Below are 15,485 nucleotides of genomic sequence, written 5' to 3' on the forward strand. Positions count from 1 at the left end.
CAACCGATCTCGAACGGAGGCGTGAAACCAGATGGCTCTCAGTGGATTGGACATATTCAAACTGCTGCCGAAGACCAACTGCGGTGATTGCGGGGTGCCGACCTGTCTCGCGTTTGCGATGAAGCTCGCGCAGGCTCAGGCGGAACTCGACTCGTGCCCACATGTCTCCGACGAAGCCAAAGCCGCCCTCGGTGAAGCGTCCGCCCCACCGATGCGCGCCGTGACCGTCGGCGTCGGTGACGACGCCTTCACGGTTGGCGAAGAGACGGTTCTCTTCCGCCACGAGAAGACATTCGTGAACCCCTGCGCGATCGGTGTCTCGGTCGACTCGGGCGCCTCCGACGACGAGATCGATGCCGTCGTAACAGACGCGAAGGCCGCCTCGTTCGAGCGCGTGCAGATGCAGCTGCGGTGCGGCTTCGTGGCCGTGCGCTCCTCGGCAGACGCAGGGCGCTTTGCAGCCGTCGCCGAGCGCGTGTCAGGTGCGACCACGCTCCCCCTCGTGCTCATGGCCGAGGACCCAGCGCACATGGCGGCGGCACTCGAGGTAATCGGCGACAAGCGCCCGCTCATCCATGCTGCCACCGAATCCAACGCCGACGCGATGATCGGACTCGCCGCAAAGCACTCCTGCCCGCTGGCGGTCCGTGGCGCCGGCCTCGACGCCGTCGCCGCACTGACCGAGAAGGCAGCGGCGGCCGGTCTGAAGGACCTCGTGATCGACTCGGCGCCAGCCACGCCCGGCGCCGCGCTTCGGGACCGTGTCTTCGCCCGCCGTGCCGCACTCAACCAGAAGTTCGCACCTCTCGGCTACCCGACCATCACGTTCCCGGGCGAGATCTCCGGCGGCGACGAAATGCTGGAGGCCGTCTACGGAGCGCTCGATGTCGTCAAGTACGGCAGCATCATCGTGCTCTCAGGAGCGGAACCCTGGCGCACGCTTCCGCTGCTCGTGCTTCGGCAGAACACCTTCACGGACCCGCAGCGCCCGATGCGGGCCGAGTCCAAGATATACGAGTACGGCACGCCCGGTCCGGACGCACCGTTCTTGGTCACAACGAACTTCTCGCTCACCTACTTCATCGTCTCCTCGGAGATCGAGTCGACCAAGACCGGCGCCTACCTCGGCGTCGTCGAATCCGAGGGTCTCTCGGTTCTCACCGCATGGGCTGCAGGGAAGTTCATCCCCGAAAGCATCGCCAAGTTCGTCGGCGGTAGCGGGATTGCCGAGAAGATCGGCCACCGGGAAATCATCATCCCCGGAGCGGTCGCTCAAATCAGCGGGGAGCTCGCCGAGGAGCTCGACGGGTGGAACGTAGTGGTCGGCCCCTACGAAGCTTCCGACATCCCCGCCTTCCTCAAGCGCAAGGCCGGCTAGGACGCCCGCGCAGCAGAATGTGGTGCCCGCAATGCTAATAGCTCGCCCCGACAGAACAAGCGACCCGGAGTCACGGGATGAACACCTGTTCGCACCGTGCCGTGCGCGGTGCCCCGTGCACGTCGACGTGCCCGGCTACCTGGCCGCCATCGCCGAGGGCCGGTTCGTCGACGCGCTTGAGATCGTCCTGGAGCGCAACCCGTTGCCATCGGTCTGTGGCCGGGTGTGTCTGCGCCCCTGCGAAGACGGCTGCAGGCGCTGCCTTCTCGATGAGCCGGTCGCGATTGCGGCGCTCAAGCGCGCTGCTGCTGACATCGGCGTCTATCCTCCGGCGCGCCCCGTGCGCCCTCGACCAGAACGCGTCGCAATCGTCGGCGGAGGCCCCGCAGGCCTGACGGCCGCCCGCGACCTGGCCAATCTCGGGCTGTCAGTCAGCATCTACGAGTCCAAGCCTCGCCTCGGCGGGATGCTTCGCTACGGTATTCCGAACTACCGGCTGCCCGACTACGCGCTGGACCGCGACATCAACTTCATACTGTCGCACGGCATCGAGGTGCACACCGGCGTCCGGATCGGCCGCGACATTACGATCGAGGAACTCAACGCTACCCACAACGCGGTCCTTGTCACCGTCGGACTCCAAGACAGCCGCGCGCTACCCATCCCGGGAGCGGACCGGCCGCAGGTGCTCACGGCGCTGCCCTTCCTCGAAGCGTGCGCAAACGGTGATCGAATGGATCTTGGGACGCGCGTCGTGGTCATCGGCGGCGGCAATGTCGCGATGGACGTGGCACGCGCGGTGCGGCGCTTCGTCGTCGACGAGGTCCGCGTGGTGTGCCTGGAGAGCCGCGACGAGATGCCCGCCGCCGAGCATGAGGTCCTTGACGCGGAGATGGAGGGCGTCACCGTCCACTGCTCGTGGGGACCGCGCGAGGTCTTCGGCACTGACCATGTCGAGGGCATGCGCGCAGTGAGGTGTGACCGCGTGTTCGACGACGAGCGCCGGTTCGCCCCCGTCTTCGACGAGACCATCGCCAAGGAGTTCAAGGCCGACACGGTGATCTTTGCTATCGGGCAGGGACCCGATGTCGAGGGGCTGGGTCTCCCGACGACGCCGCGCAAGTCCGTCCTGGTCGACCCGGTGGACCTCAAGACGCCGCTGGACAACGTATACGCAGCGGGCGACATCATCAACGGCCCGACCAAGATCATCGACGCCATCGCGTCGGGTCACCGGGCGGCAGCTGCAATCTACCGCGATCTCACTGGAGACGGCGAGATACTCGAGGCGCTTGACGAGGAGAACGCGGTCCTTGGCAAGGTGCCTGACACTATGGCCGCCGAGCTCGAGACACGCCGACGTATCCAGATGGAGCGACTCGAGCAGTGGGAGGCGATCCACACCTTCGACGAAGTCGAACTGGGCTACACCGAGTTCGAGGCAGCCCGCGAAGCACAGCGCTGTCTGTCGTGCACTGCAGGCGCCCGGCTCGCACGCGAGAAGTGCGCGTCATGCCTCACCTGCACGCGCGTGTGCCCTCACGGCGCCGCGTGCATCAATATGGGCGGCTACCTGTACTTCGAGATCGAGGCGTGCCATGCCTGCGGCGCGTGCGTCTCCCAGTGCCCCGCCCAGGCAATCACTCTGGAAGGCGCCTCCGAAGAAGACCTCTCGCGCCGCGTGCAGCGCAAGCTCATCGACCGCGGGCTCGATACGTCGCTCGTCTTCACGTGCGGCCACGCGCCCGACACCATTCCCGAAGCGGGTCTCGACTTCCGCGCGGTGCAGGTCTCGTGTCTGCTGCGCGTTAGCGAGCGCTCGGTCTTTGAGGCGCTCGATGAAGGTGCCTCGCGCATCGTGTTCACGCGCTGCACCGAGGGTGACTGCCGCTTCCCTCATGCACAAGAACTGGTGTCGAAACGTATCGACCACATCGGAAGCATGCTCGCCGAGATCGGCATGCGCGACTCGTTCCGCGTAACGGCCCTCCCGGCCACACAGGACGCCGGCTCGCAGCCTGCAGACTCGCAGAGCGCCCCGGAGGTAGATGGCCGATGATCGTCGTGCGCCAGAAACCCATCGACGAGATCTGCGCGATGATCGGCCGCCACAAGCGCGTGCTGCTCGTGGGCTGCAACACGTGTGCAGCCGTCTCGCTTGCGGGCGGCGAGACCGAGGTCGACACGCTCCTGCAGCTTCTCAAGCTCGCCACCAAGCGACGTGGCACGTCAGTGGAGTTCGCACCGGCGGTACTGCAACGACAGTGCGAGCCGGAGTACATCGAGTGTTTGCAGGACGAAAGCTACGACGCCCTGCTCTCGCTGGGATGCGGCGCCGGGGTCGCGCTCCTTGCCGAGACCGTCGGCAAGCCAGTGTACCCAGCGCTCGATACGCTGTTCATCGGTGCGGCGAAAGGACTCGCAAGCTGGCGCGCAGAATGTTCCGCGTGCGGGAAGTGCGTCCTTGGCGTGACTGCGGGCATATGTCCGATCACCCGGTGCGCCAAAGGGATTCTCAACGGCCCGTGCGGCGGCGTGTCCGATGGCACATGTGAGCTCGGCGACCGGCCGTGCGCGTGGGTCGAGATCTACGAGCGGCTCGAAGCGTACGAGCGGACGGACGAGTTCGACGCGATCAACCCGCCCAAGGACAACTCGACGCACGCCATCTGCGAGTGGGACATGTCCGAGAAGGACGATGACCGATGAGCCTCCGCGACGCACTGGAATCGGGGCGCTTCGTGGTCACGTCCGAGGTAGGACCCCCGAAAGGCACCAACATTGCGGCGATGCTCGAAACCGCCGAGATGCTCCGCGGGCGCGTCGATGCGCTGAACGTCACCGACAACCAGGCCGCCGTGATGCGGCTCTCCACGCTCGCAGCGTGCGCGCACCTGAAGAACGCCGGGTTCGATCCGGTCCTACAGGTCACCTGCCGGGACCGCAACCGCCTCGCGCTGCAGTCCGATCTCCTTGGCGCTGCTTCGTTCGGGATCACCAACGTGCTGGCGCTAACCGGCGACCATGTCGCCGTCGGCGACCACCCGCAAGCCAAGGGGGTGTTCGACCTGGAGTCTGTGCAGCTGCTTGAGGTGATCGCGGCGCTCAATGCCGGCGCCGACGCTGCGGGCAAGGAGCTGCATGGGACGCCCGACTTCGTGTTCGGTGCGGTCGTGACGCCGGATGCGCTCCCCCTGCGACCCCAGCTGGCCAAGTTCCGCAAGAAGGTGGCGGCTGGCGCGCAGTTCTTCCAGACGCAGGCCGTCTACGACGCGGAGTCGTTCAAGCGATTCATGGAGCACGCCCGGCAGTTCAACGTCAAGATCATGGCGGGCGTGGTCGTGTTGCGCTCTGCAGGGATGGCGAAGTTCATGAACCGCAGCATCCCGGGTATCGTGGTTCCCGACGAGGTCATCGCCGAGCTAGACAGCTCGTCGGACCCGCAGGCGACCGGCATCGAGATCACCGCCCGGTTCATCGGCGAAGTGCGCGACCATTGCGACGGAGTACACATCATGGCCGTCGGCGCCGAGCATCTCGTACCGACCGTGCTCGACGCGGCCGGACTCTAGGGAAGGGCGTGTACGCGTGAAGATCGCTATCTCGGGCAAGGGGGGTGTCGGCAAGACCACGCTGTCTTCGGGCTTGGCCCGCGCGTGGGCGTCCGAGGGTCGTCGTGTGATCGCTATCGACGCCGACCCGGACGCCAATCTCGCCACCGCGCTCGGCGCCGACGCCGCGGCAGCGGCCGCATGCGTGCCGCTTTCCGAGATGGACGACCTCATCGAGGAGCGCACCGGCGCCCGCCCGGGCCAGGGCGGCATGTTCAGCTTGAACCCGGACGTCTCCGACGTGGTCGAACGGTGCGGTACCGACATCGGTGGCGTGACCCTGCTACGCATGGGGACGGTCGAGCGCGGCGGATCGGGCTGCATGTGCTCGGAGGGCGTGTTCCTCAAAGCATTCATGCACCACTTGCTCGTCGAACGAGACGACGTCGCGATACTCGACATGGAAGCCGGAATCGAGCACCTTGGCCGAGGAACAGCGGAAGCTGTCGACGTGCTCGTCGTGGTCGTGGAACCCGGAGCGCGAAGCGTCCAGACGGCGCACCAGGTAAACTCCTTGGCGCAGGACATCGGCGTGCGCGAAGTCCTGGCCGTGGGCAACCGCGTACGGGGTAGCGAGGACATCGCCTACCTGCGCGAGGCGCTCGGGGAGATCGAACTCATCGGCGCACTGCCAGAAAGCGAGGCTGTACGTAAGGCGGACCGCGAGGGCCGCTCGCTGTCCGGTACAGACCAGACGTTCACCGACGCGCTGCGCACCATTGCGGCGGCGCTCGTAGGCGAATCCGAGCGTTCGAGAGAATGAGGAGGACTCAGATGCTTGTCATCGGCGAGAAGATCAACATCATGAGCAAGACCATCGGACCGGCAATGAAGGAGCGTGACCCCGAGCCGATCCGCCAGATGGCGCACAGGCAGGTCGAAGGTGGCGCAAACGTGCTCGACATCAACCTGGGGCCGGCAACCAAGAACGGCCCCGAGATGATGGAGTTCGTCGTCAGAACCGTCCAGGAGACGGTACCGGACATCCGGCTCTGCCTCGACACGATGAACCCGGATGCGATGGCGGCAGGACTAGCGCTGTGCAACCTGCAGCCCATCATCAACTCCACGTCCGCCGAACGGGCGCGCCTCGAGACCTTCCTGCCTCTCGCCAAAGAGTACGGCGCCGACATCATCGGCCTGGCCATGACCGAGGCGGGAGTCAGTCGCGACGCGAACGAACGGCTCATGGCGGCGACCGAGATCATGGGCGCGATGATGGAGTTCGACGTGCCGCTGGAGCGCCTCTACCTCGACCCGCTGCTCCTGCCGATCGCGGTCGCCCAACAGCAGGCGGCCGAGGCTATCGAGTCGATCGCCATGTTCAAGCAGCTCAACGAACCGCCGCTCAAGACCGTGGTCGGGCTCTCGAACATATACAATGGGTGCCCCGAGCACGTGAAGTCCCCGTTGGCAGCGGCTCTCTTGGCCCTTCTGATTCCTGTCGGCCTCGATGCGGCGATCATGGACCCGAACGACGAGCTGCAGATGGCCGTCGTCAACCAGGACCAGTCGGTGCTTGCCGCCGACACCACGGTCGAGAAATCGATGGCCGTGCTTAGAAACGAGACACTGTACTGCAACTCGTACCTCGACTGATCGATCGTCGCCGAGAGGACCGGCAGTGAGCCAGGACCGTTGCACATGCGCCGAGGAGCAGGAAACCCGCGAGATCGATCTCGCGTTGCTCGACCCTGTCTTCGAGCGCTACGCGGACGATCCCGGAGCACTCATCCCGGTGCTGCAGGCAACTCAGGAGACCTACGGCTACCTCCCCGAACCGGCGATACGCGCAGTCGCGAGTGCGCGCAACGTCCCCCTCTCGGAGGTCTACGGCGTTGCCACGTTCTACGCGCAGTTCCACCTGAGGCCGCGTGCCGAAACGATCGTTCGCATCTGCCATGGCACGGCCTGCCACGTGCGAGGCGCTCCCGAGGTGACCCGCGCGGTCGTCGAAGAACTCGGCGTGAAGGTGGGCGAGACGACTCAAGACCTGGCGTTCACAATTGAGTCTGTCGCGTGCGTGGGCTGCTGCTGTCTCGCACCCGTCATGCTCGTCGGTTCCGAAACCTACGGACAGCTGGACGTAGTGCAGACCCGTCGCATAGCCGCCTCCCTGCGCGAGAAGGCAGATGAGCGAAAGGATGCCCTGGAGTGAGCGGTCCGGTTCCCGTTGAATTGCGTACCCTGGGAGAGTCCGTCGTCATCCGTGTCTGCACAGGCCCGGGATGCGTGGTGAACGGATCACTGAACGTAGCTGACCGTTTCGAGGAAGTCATCGCGGCGGTTGGAGCCGAAGACCGCGTACGCGTTGTGCGGACGGGTTGCCACGGGCTGTGCGAGGAAGGGCCCCTCGTCGCCGTCTCTCCACAAGACATCTTCTACCCGCGCGTGAGCGAGGAGATGGCCGCCCCGATCGTCGAACGACTCATGGAGGATGGCTCCTTCGTGGAGGAGTATCTGTTCCGCCCATCCGAGAACGAGGCGCCGATCGAGCGCTATTCCCAGCTCCCCTTCAATCTCACGCAACAACGCATCGTGCTGCGCAGCTGCGGGGTGATCGACGCCGAAGACATCGATGACGCAATCGCGTGCGGTGCCTACGACGGCCTGCGCCGCGTGCTCGCTGGGTTCACTCCCGATGCCCTGATCGATGAGATAGAGAGATCCGGGTTGCGTGGCCGAGGCGGCGCGGGCTTTCCCACTGGCCGGAAGTGGCGGCTCGCTCGCCAAGCCGATGGAGAGCCAAAGTACGTCATATGTAATGCCGACGAAGGCGATCCAGGCGCGTTCATGGACCGCAGCGTGATAGAGGGCGACCCGCACAGCGTCCTCGAGGGCATGGCGATCGCCGCGTTCGCCATCGGCACCGATACCGGGTACGTCTACGTCAGGGCCGAGTACCCGCTGGCGGCGAGGCGGTTGCGTATTGCAGTCGCGCGGGCCGAGGAGCGCGGGCTGCTTGGCGACAGGATCCTCGGCAGCGACTTCTCCTTCTCCGTGCGCGTCACGGAAGGCGCTGGCGCCTTCGTATGCGGCGAGTCCACCGCGTTGATGTTCTCCATCGAGGGCAAGCGCGGGATGCCGCGTGTCACACCGCCCAGGTCGGTAGAGAAGGGTCTCTGGGGCAAGCCGACGGTGCTCAACAACGTTGAGACGTTTGCCAACGTCCCCTGGATAGTGACACAAGGGCCGGACCGGTTCCGCGGTTTCGGCACCGAGAACTCCTCAGGCACCAAGGTCTTCGCCCTGACGGGCAGGGTCAGGAACACCGGACTCATCGAGGTTCCCATGGGCACCACGATACGCGAGATCGTCTATGACATCGGCGGCGGCGTCCGGGGAGGCCGGCGGTTGAAAGCCGTGCAGATGGGCGGCCCTTCCGGTGGATGCCTGCCGGAGAAGTACCTCGACCTCCCCGTGGACTTCGACTCGCTCGACAGCGTCGGCGCGATGATGGGCTCGGGCGGACTCGTGGTCCTTGACGAGGGTGACTGCATGGTCGACATGGCCCGCTACTTCCTAACGTTCACGCAAGACGAGTCGTGCGGAAAGTGCGTGCCCTGCCGAATTGGAACCAAGCGCATGCTGGAGATTGTCACGCGCATCACCAATGGCAGCGGCGAAGAGGGCGACATCGAGAAGCTCGAACGGCTCGCGAGCGATGTGAGTCGCACTTCGCTCTGCGGCCTCGGCCAGTCGGCACCCAACCCAGTGCTCACCACGATCCGCTACTTCCGCGAGGAGTACGAGGAGCACATCCGGGAGAGCCGCTGTCGGGCCGGTGCCTGCGCAGAGCTGTCCCGATTCATCATCCATGCCGAGGCCTGCAAGGGCTGCACGGTCTGCAAGAAGCGCTGTCCGGTAGGCGCCATACGGGGCGAGATGAAAGAACCACATGCGATCAGCGTGGATCGCTGTATCAAGTGCGGCGTATGCGTTGAACACTGTCCGTTCGACGCGATCGAGAGAATCTAGGACGAGGTGCTCTTCGGCGAGACGCCCAGTCCGCCGGGAGCCAGGAAGGAAGGGATGAGCCGATGAGAGTCAGAGACATCATGACAGCCCGCGTCGTCGCAATCGCACGCGAGGCCACGGTCGCCGAAGCCGCCCGCAAGATGCGAGACGAGCGAGTGGGCTCAATCCTCGTGGTCGAGGACGACCAGCTTGTGGGTATCCTCACCGACCGTCAGATAACCCACAGTGTGACTGCCGATGGTCTCGATCCGCGCACCGTAGCCGTAGGCGACGTCATGCACGAGGATTTCGTCCCGCTTGAGCCGGACATGGATCTTCTCCAGGCGATGCGGCTTATGCGCGAGCTGACGATGCGCCGTCTACCGGTGGTCGAGAATGGCAAGCCGGTCGGCATCGTGTCCGTATCGGACATCGCGGACTTCGTACGGGAGGGCGTGGACACGATACTGATGGAAGGCAGCGTGCGAGCGCGCCGGAAAAAAGCCTAGGACTGTCCGCAGGAGCACTGAGAGAGGCGCAAGTGACACAGACATCCGCAGAGAGGATCACTCTCACTATCGACGGACGGTCGATCGAGGCGCGCGCCGGGCAAATGGTGCTCGAGGTCTGCCGAGAGGTCGACATCCGCATACCGACCCTGTGTCACGACCCGCGCCTGGAACCCTACGGAGGCTGCCGACTCTGTCTGGTGCAGATCGAGGGCGTGCGCGGCTTCCCCATTTCGTGTACCACACGCGCCGCCGACGGCATGATCGTGACCACCAACAGCGAGGAGATAGCTCAGCTGCGGCGTTCCATCGTCGAGCTGTTGCTCTCCGACCACGAGCTGCGCTGTCTGTCGTGCGACTCGGTCGGCGCGTGTGCTCTGCAGGATATCGCCTACGAGTTCGGGATTGAGGAGTCGCCCTACCAAGGAGAGCGGCACCGTGTATGGACGGGAGTCGACGACGGGCTGATCGAGCGCGACTACGCCAAGTGTATCTCGTGCGGCCGCTGTGTTCGCATCTGCCACGAGGTCCAAGGCTGCGACGTCTACGGATACACCGATCGCGGCTTCGAGGCAATACCAAACACTCCGTATGGCACGTCGCTGCTCGACGCCGGCTGCGAGTTCTGCGGCCAGTGCGTGTCGACGTGTCCCGTCGGCGCGCTGACCGACCGCATGCGGCGCTTCACGGGCCGAGCCTGGGAGCTGGAGCACACCGACACGACCTGCGGCTATTGTGGTGTCGGCTGCACGATCACGTACGCACACAAGAACGGCACTATCACCGGCGCCTCGGCGCCGCTGGACCGTGGTGTCAACCAGGGAAACCTCTGCGCCAAGGGGCGCTACGGCTACGGGTTCGCCGCGCATCCCGACCGCCTCACGACCCCGCTCGTCAGACGCGACGGCGAACTCACGCCTGCGACCTGGGACGAAGCGATCGCCGCGGTCGCTGCCGGCATCCGCCGTGTGGTCGACGAGCACGGCCCCGACGCGTTCGCCGCGCTTGCCTCGGCCAAGTGCACGAACGAGGAGAACTACGCCTTCCAGAAGATGATCCGCGCGGGAGTCGGCACGAACAACGTCGACCACTGCGCCCGGCTTTGACACAGCTCCACGGTGGCCGGTCTGGCCGCCTCATTCGGAAGCGGAGCGATGACGAACTCGATCGGCGACCTCGGGCAAGCCGACGTCGTCTTGGTCGTGGGCTCGAACACCACCGAAGCACACCCGATCATCGGCATCGAGCTCAAGAAGGCAGCGCGACGCGGGACCGAGATCGTCATCGTCGATCCGCGGCGCATCCGGCTCGTAGACCATGCGTCGCAGTGGTTGCAGATCGACCCGGGCACCGACATCGCACTCGTCAACGCGATGATGCGGGTCATCGTCGACGAGGGCCTCGCCGACGACGCCTTCATCGCCGAGCGCACCGAGGGCATCGAGGAACTGCGCGCCGTGCTTGCCGGGTATGATTCCGACACGGTCGCGGAGATCGTCCGCGTACCTGCCGAGGAGATTCGCGCCGCTGCGCGCACCTACGCGCGCGCAGACGCCGCCGCGATCGTGTACTGCATGGGCGTCACGCAGCACGAGTCGGGTACGGCGCAGGTCCGGGCGCTTGCCAACCTCGCGATGCTCACCGGCAACATCGGGCGACCCGGCACCGGCGTCAACCCGCTCCGCGGCCAGAACAACGTCCAGGGTGCGTGTGATATGGCGTGCTTGCCGGTCAACCTGCCCGGCTACGCCAGCGTCACGGACGATGTCGCACGCGCAAGGTTCGAGAAAGCGTGGGGCGCCACGCTCTCCTCGGCAGCGGGTCTGACCCTGACGGAGATGATGGACGCAGCGGCGACCGGCCACGTGCGAGCCATGTACGTGATGGGCGAGAACCCCGTGCTGTCCGACCCCGACCAGGCGCACGTCGTCGAGGCACTTGAGAAGCTCGATTTCCTCGTCGTGCAGGACCTCTTCCTGACCGAGACGGCCGCGCTGGCCGACGTCGTACTGCCAGGAACGGCATCTGTCGAGAAGAACGGCACGTTCACGAACACCGAGAGGCGAGTCCAGCGCGTGCACGCCGTGGTTCCGGCACCCGGAGACGCACGCAGCGACCTCGAGATCATCGGACGCGTCTCGACCGCTCTCGGCTACGAGATGCCATTCGCCGAACCCGCCGAGGTCATGGCCGAGATAGCCGGGGTCACGCCCTCGTACGGCGGCATCAGCTACGAGCGTCTCGAGTCCGGCGGCCTCCAGTGGCCATGCCCGACAGAGACGCATCCGGGTACACCCATCCTGCATGTCGACAGCTTCACCCGCGGGCTCGGCGCGTTTGCGCCGACGGAGTACCTCCCCCCGAGCGATGCAGCTGGCGGCGGCTACCCGTTCGTACTGACGACCGGCCGCGAGCTGTGGAACTACCACACGAACAGCTTGACGGGACGCTCGGCTGGACTCGCCGAACTCAATCCGGTGGCTCACGCCGAGATACACCCGGCCGACGCAAACCGCCTCGGACTGTGCGACAACGACTGGATCGAGATAGCGAGCCGCCAAGGAACCCTCTGCGTCCAGGTGCGCATCTCCCAGCGCCCGAAGCGAGGCCTGCTGTTCATGCCGTTCCACTTCGGGAAGGCGCCCGCAAATCGGCTCACATCGACCCGTCGTGATCCGGTCGCCAAGATTCCCGGGCTCAAGTACAACGCAGTGAGTGTTCGAGCGTGCGAAGCGCCAGAGGCCGGCGTGTAGCCCCTACGCCTCGCCCTCACCCTGGTCTTCGCTGCCGTTGCCTGTCTCCCGAGGGCCGAGTTCGAGCATGCCAGACTGCAAGAGGTCATCGTAGCGCGCAGCCCCAAGACACGTCCGCGCCGAAACACACCACGCCGCACAGACCGGCGCGACCTTCCGGGTCACGCGCGCCCCGCACTTGGGACACTTCCGCCGCTGCTCGTCGGAGAACAGCTCGACCATCGTGGCGCACTCGGGACAGCGCACGTCGTCGGTGGTGATGTAGCGTCCGTCCGAACCGGGGCACGAGGCGGTTCCCATGGCGTCTCCCTGTCGCAGTCACGTCCTGTGACAAGGATACCCAGCAACGCGCATGCCGCATCCGGACTCGCTAGGGAGCGATCGTGAAGTCGGCACGTGCACCGCTCGGGAGCTCGTAGCTCACCGTGTATGTCTCGCCCTCGCCCCTCGGGGCCGCAAAGACGACGTTTATGTCGACTCCACCGCCAGGTGCCAGTCCCGGAGCGTCGCCGGCATCTCCCTCGTCCACCCCGTGTGTCCGGACGGAGAAATCGTCCACCTCGAGTACTCCCTCGGTGCCTTGCGCAACCGGTAGCTGCTCCTCGTACGGCAGAGCGATGAACGAATCCGAAACGTTGCGCACCTGGAGCTCAACAACGAGCAGCTGCCCGGAGAATGTGGCGTCGACAACCTGGATATCGAGGCCCTCAAGGGTGATGGTGTCGCCGACCTGTCCGGTCGCGGCTCCAACGCCATTGAACACCTGACCCCGATCGGGTCCGTACGCATTCGACCACCAGAGGAACCCCCCGATGGCTGCGAAGACGACGACCGCGACGACCAGACGCTGTCGTAGCGTGCTCGGCCAGTCTCCCCCGCCGCCGACCGCGTGTCCTTTGCGAAGATTCATCGGGAACCACACCCCGTGCCCCTTTCTCCTCTGTGAACGCTACGCCAGGCACCGGCGCTCAACAAGACCCATTCCTACCGGTGGTACGGCTCCCCCCGCATGATGCGAAACGCCCGGTAGACCTGCTCAAGGAGCACGACCCGCGCAAGCTGGTGCGGCAGCGTCATCGCACCGAAGGACAGGCGCTCCTCGGCACGCTCGAGAACTGCTTCGCCGAGGCCGGCAGCGCCTCCGATGACGAAAGCGAGATGACTTCGACCGTCGAGCCCGTGGGACGCGACCCATGCTGATAGCGCCTCCGAAGACAACTGGCGTCCGCAGGCGTCGAGGGCTACCAGATGCGCACTATCGGGGAGCACGCGGAGGATGTCGGCCGCCTCCTCGGCGATCGCACGGGATTCGTCGCGAGAGACATCACGGTCGGCGACCTCGACGATGTTGACCGTCGCGTACGGGCCGAGACGCTTGACGTACTCCGCCGCGGCATCCCGCCACCACGGCTCCTTGAGCTTCCCGACCGCTATGATCGTGACCCTCACTGCCGCTGCGCGTCAGAGCCGAGCGTCACCGAAAGCTCGCGGCGAGCGTCCGCGCGGATCACGACGACCGATACTGTCTCCCCGATCTTGGCAGCGCGAATGGCCGCGAACACGTCTTCGACGCCCTTGATCTCACGGCCGCGAATCTCCGTCATGATGTCCCCGCGCTGCAAACCGCCATCGTCAGCGGGCGAACCGGGCTCGACGAACCGGATGAGTGCGCCGCGCGTGACCGGCAGCTGGAACTGCGCGGCCAAGTTCTCGTCGATGGTCGTGCTCGACACGCCCATGTACGGGTGCACGGCACTCCCGGTCTCGATGAGTTGCTCGGCCACGCTCATTGCGAAGTCGACAGGAATCGCGAAGCCTATGCCTGCGGACTGAGGCGCGCCGACCGCTCCCGACGGCGACTGGATAAGCGTGTTGATGCCGATGAGCTTGCCCTGCTCGTCCACCAACGCACCACCGGAGTTGCCCGGGTTGATGGCCGCGTCGGTCTGGATGAGGTTCGTGTAGGCCGTGATGTCGGTGGCGCTCTCGGACAGACTCGACCGCTGCAACGCGGAGATGATACCCGCAGTCACGGTCTTCTCCAGTCCGAAAGGACTGCCGACCGCGACCACGAACTGGCCGACCCTCAGACTGGCCGAGGAACCGACCTCGATAGCAGGGTAGTCCCCTTCAGGAATGCTGAGCACGGCCATGTCTGTCGAGGGGTCGACGCCCACGACCTTCGCCTCCACGTCGTCGAGGCCCACGGTCACGATGATGCGGTCCGCGGCCTCGACCACATGGTTGTTCGTCAGCACGAACCCCTTGCTGTCGATGATGACGCCGCTCCCGTTGCCGACGTCGCGCATCTGAGTGTTGCCGGTGAACGGATCCACTGCGCGCCGCTGTATGGTGACGTTCACGACCGAGGGTGTGACCTTCTCCGCAACGGCTTCCGCGAAGTCGAGGTTGCTGTCAGGGGTGATGGTGATGTTGGCGGCCTTGGTAGTACCGGCCGGGGAGGACACGAAAGGCCTCGATCCGGGCAGCGCGCCGAACGCCCAGAGCAGCGCGGCGGCGACCAGCATACCGCCGACCACCGATCCGATCGCGGCTGCGGTGATCACGGCGGCGCCCGACCAGCGCTTCACGACGGCAGGTTCTTCGCAGGGCTCGTCGTCAGGCTCACCCGTGTAGTCGCAAACCGGAAGCGGGCCGACAACGGTCTTGTAGGCAGGCGCGTCAACCGAGGGAGTCTCCTCAAGATGGGCGTCAGGGTCGGCCATCCAGGAGATCGCGTCGCCCTCGTCGGCGGTCGGCTCGGGAATACCTTCCGGAACGGGCGCTTCGTCTTCACGTCCGGAGAATCGGTTCTCGTCGTACTCGTCCATTCATGCACCTCGCTCGACACAAGCATCCGCAACGCTTCGGAGTATACCCGCGGACACCGGTCCTCTGGTTACACCCTACGGTTCTTCACGATAACGCCACGGAGCGACGAGGTGCCCGCATCGACCGCCCGCGCTGCGCGACCGGTCTGCATTCGTCCCCCAGTGGGTAAGTCCAAGGCAGCGATTCCTTCTGCACCTGGTACTTCGTTCCCGGCGCTACTCTCAGCGGACAGACCAAGGCCTGCGACGCGCGAGGTGCACTCAGACTGAGGGGCCTGGCAGCGGGTCGCCGGGCTCGTGAGAAAGGGGCTAGTCATGAATGACAAGCGCAACGCGCTCACAACCGGATTCGGTAAGCCGGTCGACGACGACCAGAACTCGGTTACCGCAGGATCACGCGGGCCGGTGCTCATGCAGGACGTGCATCTGCTCGAGAAGCTCGGCCA

15 protein-coding genes and 1 pseudogene are annotated in these 15,485 nt (G+C 65.5%); 12 read left to right on the top strand and 4 right to left on the bottom strand.

From position 1 onward, the window contains the following. The first annotated feature begins 31 nt into the window (after window positions 1-31). The 11 genes and pseudogenes from acsC to Q8K99_02965 all read left to right on the top strand — a co-directional run bounded on the left by acsC (window position 32) and on the right by Q8K99_02965 (window position 12,208). Window positions 32-1,378 carry an acetyl-CoA decarbonylase/synthase complex subunit gamma gene (gene acsC, locus Q8K99_02915; GenBank protein MDP2181504.1) on the top strand — a complete coding sequence of 449 codons (1,347 nt, stop codon included), beginning with the start codon at window positions 32-34 and terminating at the stop codon, window positions 1,376-1,378. Window positions 1,379-1,409: 31 nt separating this feature from the next. Beyond that, on the top strand, window positions 1,410-3,437 hold the full coding sequence (locus Q8K99_02920; protein MDP2181505.1) for an FAD-dependent oxidoreductase: 2,028 nt from the start codon (window positions 1,410-1,412) through the stop codon (window positions 3,435-3,437). After that, window positions 3,434-4,087, top strand: coding sequence for a methylenetetrahydrofolate reductase C-terminal domain-containing protein (locus Q8K99_02925; protein MDP2181506.1), 654 nt, complete (start codon window positions 3,434-3,436; stop codon window positions 4,085-4,087). The genes Q8K99_02920 and Q8K99_02925 overlap by 4 nt, the downstream gene beginning before the upstream one ends. Next, complete coding sequence (locus tag Q8K99_02930) at window positions 4,084-4,950, top strand: methylenetetrahydrofolate reductase (GenBank protein MDP2181507.1); 867 nt, start codon at window positions 4,084-4,086, stop codon at window positions 4,948-4,950. The genes Q8K99_02925 and Q8K99_02930 overlap by 4 nt, the downstream gene beginning before the upstream one ends. 16 nt (window positions 4,951-4,966) lie before the next feature. After that, a complete protein-coding gene (locus Q8K99_02935) occupies window positions 4,967-5,752 on the top strand; it encodes an AAA family ATPase (GenBank protein ID MDP2181508.1) in 786 nt (261 codons plus the stop codon). 11 nt (window positions 5,753-5,763) lie between these two features. Further along, window positions 5,764-6,588: a dihydropteroate synthase gene (locus Q8K99_02940; protein ID MDP2181509.1), complete on the top strand. Its 825-nt coding sequence runs from the start codon at window positions 5,764-5,766 to the stop codon at window positions 6,586-6,588. Between the two features lie 25 nt (window positions 6,589-6,613). Then, window positions 6,614-7,147: an NAD(P)H-dependent oxidoreductase subunit E gene (locus Q8K99_02945; GenBank protein ID MDP2181510.1), complete on the top strand. Its 534-nt coding sequence runs from the start codon at window positions 6,614-6,616 to the stop codon at window positions 7,145-7,147. Window positions 7,148-7,176: 29 nt separating this feature from the next. After that, complete coding sequence (locus Q8K99_02950; protein MDP2181511.1) at window positions 7,177-8,967, top strand: NADH-ubiquinone oxidoreductase-F iron-sulfur binding region domain-containing protein; 1,791 nt, start codon at window positions 7,177-7,179, stop codon at window positions 8,965-8,967. A 62-nt stretch (window positions 8,968-9,029) separates the two neighbouring features. Continuing rightward, window positions 9,030-9,455: a CBS domain-containing protein gene (locus tag Q8K99_02955; GenBank protein MDP2181512.1), complete on the top strand. Its 426-nt coding sequence runs from the start codon at window positions 9,030-9,032 to the stop codon at window positions 9,453-9,455. 32 nt (window positions 9,456-9,487) lie between these two features. Next, window positions 9,488-11,587 (top strand): annotated as a pseudogene (locus Q8K99_02960) (molybdopterin-dependent oxidoreductase). A gap of 54 nt (window positions 11,588-11,641) precedes the next feature. Continuing rightward, the gene (locus tag Q8K99_02965) at window positions 11,642-12,208 is read left to right on the top strand and encodes a molybdopterin dinucleotide binding domain-containing protein (GenBank protein ID MDP2181513.1); all 567 of its coding nucleotides are present in this window, start codon (window positions 11,642-11,644) and stop codon (window positions 12,206-12,208) included. A gap of 3 nt (window positions 12,209-12,211) precedes the next feature. Here the strand turns inward: Q8K99_02965 and Q8K99_02970 are convergent, their stop codons facing one another. The 4 genes from Q8K99_02970 to Q8K99_02985 all read right to left on the bottom strand — a co-directional run bounded on the left by Q8K99_02970 (window position 12,212) and on the right by Q8K99_02985 (window position 15,039). Further along, entirely contained in the window at window positions 12,212-12,508 is a 297-nt protein-coding gene (locus Q8K99_02970) for a phosphohydrolase (protein ID MDP2181514.1), read from the bottom strand. A 70-nt stretch (window positions 12,509-12,578) separates the two neighbouring features. Continuing rightward, on the bottom strand, window positions 12,579-13,118 hold the full coding sequence (locus tag Q8K99_02975; GenBank protein MDP2181515.1) for a hypothetical protein: 540 nt from the start codon (window positions 13,116-13,118) through the stop codon (window positions 12,579-12,581). Window positions 13,119-13,192: 74 nt separating this feature from the next. After that, window positions 13,193-13,657, bottom strand: a complete 465-nt coding sequence (gene rlmH / locus Q8K99_02980) for a 23S rRNA (pseudouridine(1915)-N(3))-methyltransferase RlmH (protein MDP2181516.1) — start codon at window positions 13,655-13,657, stop codon at window positions 13,193-13,195. After that, window positions 13,654-15,039 (bottom strand): trypsin-like peptidase domain-containing protein, encoded by a 1,386-nt coding sequence (locus Q8K99_02985; protein MDP2181517.1) that lies wholly within the window; start codon window positions 15,037-15,039, stop codon window positions 13,654-13,656. The genes rlmH and Q8K99_02985 overlap by 4 nt, the downstream gene beginning before the upstream one ends. Before the next feature lie 315 nt (window positions 15,040-15,354). Between Q8K99_02985 and Q8K99_02990 the strand changes: the two genes are divergently transcribed. Beyond that, window positions 15,355-15,485: catalase (locus Q8K99_02990; protein MDP2181518.1), on the top strand; the 131-nt coding region annotated here is incomplete at its 3' end.

This window comes from Actinomycetota bacterium, from assembly GCA_030682655.1.
GTDB lineage: Bacteria > Actinomycetota > Coriobacteriia > Anaerosomatales > JAUXNU01 > JAUXNU01.

Bases quoted from the DNA above. Each gene is read 5' to 3' on its own strand.
- acsC (MDP2181504.1), top strand. From the start codon at position 32: ATGGCTCTCAGTGGATTGGACATATTCAAACTGCTGCCGAAGACCAAC.
- Q8K99_02920 (MDP2181505.1), top strand. From the start codon at position 1,410: ATGCTAATAGCTCGCCCCGACAGAACAAGCGACCCGGAGTCACGGGAT.
- Q8K99_02925 (MDP2181506.1), top strand. From the start codon at position 3,434: ATGATCGTCGTGCGCCAGAAACCCATCGACGAGATCTGCGCGATGATC.
- Q8K99_02930 (MDP2181507.1), top strand. From the start codon at position 4,084: ATGAGCCTCCGCGACGCACTGGAATCGGGGCGCTTCGTGGTCACGTCC.
- Q8K99_02940 (MDP2181509.1), top strand. From the start codon at position 5,764: ATGCTTGTCATCGGCGAGAAGATCAACATCATGAGCAAGACCATCGGA.
- Q8K99_02955 (MDP2181512.1), top strand. From the start codon at position 9,030: ATGAGAGTCAGAGACATCATGACAGCCCGCGTCGTCGCAATCGCACGC.
- Q8K99_02965 (MDP2181513.1), top strand. From the start codon at position 11,642: ATGGCCGAGATAGCCGGGGTCACGCCCTCGTACGGCGGCATCAGCTAC.
- Q8K99_02970 (MDP2181514.1), bottom strand. From the start codon at position 12,508: ATGGGAACCGCCTCGTGCCCCGGTTCGGACGGACGCTACATCACCACC.
- Q8K99_02975 (MDP2181515.1), bottom strand. From the start codon at position 13,118: ATGAATCTTCGCAAAGGACACGCGGTCGGCGGCGGGGGAGACTGGCCG.
- Q8K99_02985 (MDP2181517.1), bottom strand. From the start codon at position 15,039: ATGGACGAGTACGACGAGAACCGATTCTCCGGACGTGAAGACGAAGCG.